Genomic DNA, 5311 nt, shown 5'->3' on the forward strand with positions numbered 1-5311 from the left:
CGGCAGGGGGACGGACGGCACGACGCTAGGCGCCCGGGCCCACGTTGCGGGATTCCCGGGTGCGCAGCTGCCGCACGTAGGAGTCGGGGGCACCCGCGCACTCGGCCGCGTCCGCCAACAGTCCGAGGTAGCGCGCCGACGGCAGGCCCCCCTCGAAGGCGTCCATGACGTACAGCCAGACCAGCTCGGTGCCCTCGGGCGCGGTGGGGGAGGGCGAGGCGACCGCGAACTCGGACTCCTGGGCCCCCACCGGGGGGCCGGGGGGGACGGTGGGACGGCGCTCCACCCGGACCCGGATCTTCCGGGCCGGGATCCGGTCCGTGCCCTCCCATCGGTCGAGGGCGCGGGCGTCCTCGTCGGGGACGTCGTAGAGCACCACGAACACCCTCGACTCGGGGTCCTCGACCACGGTGGCCACGGCGCCCTCCCACGTGGGGTCCTCGCCCGCGAAGGTCAGGCGCCAGCCCTCCAGCCAACCGGTTCCGGCGAACGGGGAGTGCGGCGCGCGGGCGTTCATCTGTTCGGGATGCATGTTGGTCCCGTACGCGGCGTAGAGAGGCACGGCGACCAGAGTAGTCCCTCCGCCGGGTGTGGACCCGGCGTCCTCCGGCCGCGTGCCGCCGGTTCGACTACCGTGTACGGCGGACGCGACGCGGTCCACCACAGTGGCCCGCGGCGCCCGGCCCCGACCCCGTGACCCGTGGAGGACCACCTGTGACCCAGCGCATCATCATCATCGGCGGCGGACCCGCCGGTTACGAGGCCGCGCTGGTGGCCGCGCAGTACGGTGCGGACGTCACGATCGTGGACGCCGAGGGGATCGGCGGCAACTGCGTGCTGACCGACTGCGTGCCGTCCAAGACGTTCATCGCCACCACGGGTGTGCGCACCGACATGCGTCGCGCCGAGGAGATGGGCGTCGAGATGCACTTCGACCCCACCGCGTACCGGCTCGGCCAGGTCAACGGTCGGGTCAAATCCCTGGCCCGCGCCCAGTCCGCCGACATCAGGTCCCAGCTCCAGCGCGAGGGCGTGCGACTGCTCTCGGGGACCGCGCGACTGCACGACTCGCAGCCGGGCATGGCGTCGCACCGCGTCCACGTGTCGCTGGACGGCGGCCGGGAGAAGATCCTCGACGCGGACGTGGTCCTGGTCGCCACCGGGTCCAACCCGCGCATCCTCTCCGGCGCCGAGCCGGACGGGGAGCGGATCCTGACCTGGCGGCAGCTCTACGACCTCACCGAACTCCCCTCCCACCTGGTGGTCGTGGGTTCCGGTGTGACCGGCGCCGAGTTCGTCTCCGCGTTCACCGAGATGGGCGTCAAGGTCACCATGGTGTCCAGCCGCGACCGTGTGCTGCCCCACGAGGACGCCGACGCGGCGCTGGTGCTGGAGGAGGCCCTCAGCGAGCGTGGCGTGTCGCTGGTCAAGCACGCGCGTGCGGACGCGGTCGAACACCACGAGGACGGGATCATCGTCCGACTGGGCGACGGCCGGACCGTCAAGGGTTCGCACGCACTGATGTGCGTCGGTTCGGTTCCCAACACCGGCGACCTCGGGTTGGAGAGCGCCGGCATCGAGGTCCAGCGCAGCGGTCACATCAAGGTCGACCGCGTCTCGCGGACCACCGCCGCCGGCATCTACGCGGCGGGCGACTGCACCGATCTGTTCCCGTTGGCCTCCGTCGCGGCGATGCAGGGCCGGATCGCGATGTACCACGCGCTGGGCGAGGGGGTCAGTCCCATCAAGCTCCGCACCGTGGCCTCGGCGGTGTTCACACGGCCCGAGATCGCCACCGTGGGAATCTCCCACGCGCAGATCGAGAGCGGTGAGGTCCCCGCCCGCGTCGAGGTGTTCCCGCTGGCGGGCAATCCGAGGGCCAAGATGCGCAGTCTGCGCCGCGGTTTCGTCAAGCTGTTCTGCCGCCCCGCCTCGGGTGTGGTCATCGGAGGGGTGATCGTGGCGCCGACCGCCTCCGAGCTCATCCTGCCCGTCTCCGTGGCCGTGCGGAATCAGCTCACCGTGGGTGACCTCGCGGGGTCGTTCTCCGTCTATCCCTCGATGACCGGGTCGATCACCGAGGCCGCCCGGCAGCTCATGCGGCACGACGACCTGGACTGATCCCGGGCCGGTGGACCGGCCTGAGCGCCAGGATAAGTTTAGGCTAAGCTCACACCCGGTGCCCGTGACGCGGCACCGGGACTGTGAGGGAGGAACCGTGATGATGCGACGCCGCCTGGCCGCGATCGCCGCTGCCGGTTCGCTCGTGGTGGGTCTGGCGGCCTGCACCACGGACGGCGCCGGAGACGACTCGGACGCGTTGGTGGTCTACTCGGGCCGCAGCGAGAACCTCGTCGGCCCGCTGCTGGCCCAGATCGAGGAGAACACCGGCATCGACCTGGAGGTGCGGTACGCGAGCACCCCCGAGATGGCGGCGCAGATCGCCGAGGAGGGCGAGGCCAGCCCGGCCGACATCTTCTTCTCCCAGGACGCCGGCGCGCTGGGTGCGTTGTCCAAGGAGGGCCTGCTCACGCGGCTCGACGAGGCGACGGTCGCACAGGTCCCCGCCGAGTACCGGGCCACCGACGGGACGTGGGTCGCCACGAGCCTCCGCGCCCGTGTCCTGGTCTACGACTCCGAGGTGCTCGAGGAGTCCGAGGTGCCGGACACCATCGACGCCCTCACCGAGCCGGAGTGGCGGGGCAAGGTCGGCTACGCCCCCACCAACGCCTCGTTCCAGTCGTTCGTCACCGGGCTGCGGGTCGACCGCGGCGACGAGGCGGCCGAGCAGTGGCTCCGCGACTTCCTGGCCAACGAGCCGAGGACCTACGACAACAACGTGGCCCTCCTCGAGGCCGCCGACACCGGCGAGGTCGAGCTCGGGCTCACCAACCACTACTACTGGTACAACACCGCCCAGGAGAAGGGCGAGGAGAACATGCGGGCCCGGGTCCACTACCTGACCAAGGGCGACCCCGGCGCACTGGTCAACGTGGCCGGCGTCGGCGTGCTGGCCTCCACGGACCGGCCCGAGGACGCCCTGCGCGTGGTGGAGGAACTCCTCGGCGAGCAGGCCCAGCTCTACTTCCTCGAGGAGGACAGCGAGTACCCGGTGGTGCCGGGCATCACCTCGGAGGCCGTCGGCCTGCCCCCCCTCGAGACCCTGGGAGGCCCCGACATCGACCTCGGGGACCTCGACGGGCTCGAGCAGACCCAGCAGATGCTCACGCGCGTGGGCATGATCTGACGGGTCCGTCATAGACGTCCGTTCCCGTCTGCGTGGCGGTCGCCCCCTCCTCGGGGTGGCCGCCACTCTGGCGTGCTCCGCGGCCCTCATCCCGCTGGTCTATCTGATCATCCGGGCGGGGGAACGGGGCCCGGCCTACGCCATCGAGGTGGTCCGGTCCGGTCGGTCAGCCGAACTGCTGGTCAACACGGTCGTGCTGGTGGTCCTGGTCACCGCGGCCAGCGTCGTGGTGGGTGTCGCGCTCGCGTGGTTGACGGTGAGGACGGATCTCCCCGGGGCCCCGGTGGTCGGCGCACTGCTCTGCGTGCCACTGGCGATGCCCTCCTACGTCCTCGGCTACCTGTGGGTCGCGGACTTCCCGCAGTTCCTCGGCCTGCCCGGCTCCGTCATCGTGTTGACGATCTCCTGCTATCCGTACGTCTTCCTCCCCGCGGCCGCGGCGCTGCGGGCCGTGGACCCCGGGCTGGAGGAGGTGGCCAGGACGCTGGGGCGCGGATCGGTCAGGGCCGTACTCGGGGTGACGTTGCGTCAGATCCGGCCCGCGGTCGCCGCGGGGGCGCTGCTGGTGGCGCTGTACACGCTGTCCGACTTCGGGGCCGTGGCCATGCTGCGGTACGAGGCGTTCACCGTCGGGATCTACCACAGCTACCGCGCCTCGTTCGACCGGGTGCCCGCGGCGGTGCTGGCCTGCGTGCTCATCCTGGTGGCGCTGGTGGTGATGGTGGGAGAGCGGCGGGCCCGACGGGGCGAGGTCGCCAGGGTCGGTGCCGGTGTGGACTCCCTTCCCGACCGGGTCCCGCTCGGGCGGTTCAGAACGCCGGCGCTCGTGGTCGTCGGATTCGTCCTGACCGGTGGCGTCCTCGCCCCGCTCGTCGGGCTGGTCCGGTGGGTGCGGGCCGCCGCCGAGGTGGACGTGGCGTGGGGACCGGTCCTCGCGGCGGCGGCCACCACCGCGGGGGTGTCGGGCATCGCCGCGCTCGTGACGATCATGTTGGCCCTGCCCATCGGCATCCTCGCGGCCCGGTCGAACGGCCCGGTCGCCCGGGCCACCGAGGCGGTCGCCCAGATCGGATTCGCGCTCCCCGGGATCACGGTCGGGTTGGCCGTGGTGTTCGTGGGGATCCGGCTGGTCCCCGGCCTGTACCAGCAGTTGCCGATGCTCGTGTTCGGGTACGTGGTGCTGTTCCTCCCGCTCGCCGTGGGCGTGGTCCGGTCCGCGATCGGCGCGATCCCGACCGCGCTCGAGGACGCCTCGGGAGCGTTGGGCTCCGGCCGGTTCCGGACCTTCCTCCGCGTCGTCGCCCCACTATCGATGCCGGGTGTCCTCGCGGGGGGCAGCCTGGTGTTCCTCAGCGTGGCCAAGGAACTGCCCGCGACCCTTCTCCTGCGCCCCACGGGGACGGAGACACTGGCCTCCGCGATGTGGGCCCACACCGAGGTGGCGGCGTACTCCCAGGCCGCTCCCTATGCCGCGATGCTCGTGGCCGTGGCCGTGATCCCCGCCGCGGTCCTCGGCAGGTCGTTCGGGTGGGGCGCGGGAGGGTCCGGGCGAGGCGTCCCGGCACGGACCGCCATCGCGGCCCGTTCGGAGGAGACACAGGTGGGTGCCACATGACGGTGAGGAAGCGCCCCGGCGGCGTGCTCGAGCTCCGCGGCGTGACCGGTGGGTACGGGGGCACCACCGTCGTCCGGGACCTCGATCTGACAGTGGGCTCCGGTGAGGCGCTGGCCGTTCTCGGTGCGTCCGGGTCGGGCAAGACCACCGTGCTGCGCATGATCGCCGGGCTGCACCCGGTCTCGGCGGGACGCATCCTCGTCGACGGCCGCCGCGTGGACCCACTGCCCGCCCAGCACCGCGGGATAGGTCTGGTCCCCCAACAGGGCGCCCTGTTCCCGCACCTGTCCGTGGCCCGGAACGTCGGGTTCGGACTCGTACCGGTCGATCCCGTGGCGCGGTGGCGCAGCCGCGCCGAGCGGGCGGCCCGGGTCCGTGAGGTCCTCGAGTTGGTGGGGCTGGCGGACCGGGCCGACGAGCGTCCCTCCCGGCTGTCCGGCGGGCAGCAA

The 5311-nt window shown here is 72.1% G+C and carries 5 protein-coding genes; 4 read left to right on the plus strand and 1 reads right to left on the minus strand.

Going from position 1 to position 5311, the window contains the following annotated elements; genetic code table 11:
• Positions 1 to 25: 25 nt before the first annotated feature.
• A complete protein-coding gene (locus G6020_RS11995; RefSeq protein WP_179524755.1) occupies positions 26 to 562 on the minus strand; it encodes a gamma-glutamylcyclotransferase family protein in 537 nt (178 codons plus the stop codon).
• Positions 563 to 714: 152 nt separating this feature from the next.
• On the opposite strand from G6020_RS11995, the gene G6020_RS12000 reads away from it, so the two are divergent.
• From G6020_RS12000 to G6020_RS12015, 4 genes are all read left to right on the plus strand, one after another.
• Positions 715 to 2121, plus strand: coding sequence for an NAD(P)H-quinone dehydrogenase (locus G6020_RS12000; RefSeq protein ID WP_179524756.1), 1407 nt, complete (start codon positions 715 to 717; stop codon positions 2119 to 2121).
• Positions 2122 to 2221: 100 nt separating this feature from the next.
• Positions 2222 to 3247 (plus strand): iron ABC transporter substrate-binding protein, encoded by a 1026-nt coding sequence (locus G6020_RS12005; RefSeq protein WP_179524757.1) that lies wholly within the window; start codon positions 2222 to 2224, stop codon positions 3245 to 3247.
• A gap of 55 nt (positions 3248 to 3302) precedes the next feature.
• Positions 3303 to 4862 carry an iron ABC transporter permease gene (locus G6020_RS12010; protein WP_347238371.1) on the plus strand — a complete coding sequence of 520 codons (1560 nt, stop codon included), beginning with the start codon at positions 3303 to 3305 and terminating at the stop codon, positions 4860 to 4862.
• Positions 4859 to 5311 (plus strand): ATP-binding cassette domain-containing protein (locus tag G6020_RS12015; protein ID WP_182610791.1); only part of this gene is annotated, 453 nt, incomplete at its 3' end. The genes G6020_RS12010 and G6020_RS12015, both read left to right, overlap by 4 nt.

Origin of the sequence: Dietzia sp. B19, assembly GCF_014145155.1 — a bacterium.
In the GTDB taxonomy this organism is placed as follows: domain Bacteria; phylum Actinomycetota; class Actinomycetes; order Mycobacteriales; family Mycobacteriaceae; genus Dietzia; species Dietzia natronolimnaea.

What these genes read in the sequence shown, in the direction of transcription:
- G6020_RS12005 (WP_179524757.1), top strand. Translation starts at nt 2,222, where the DNA reads ATGATGCGACGCCGCCTGGCCGCGATCGCCGCTGCCGGTTCGCTCGTG.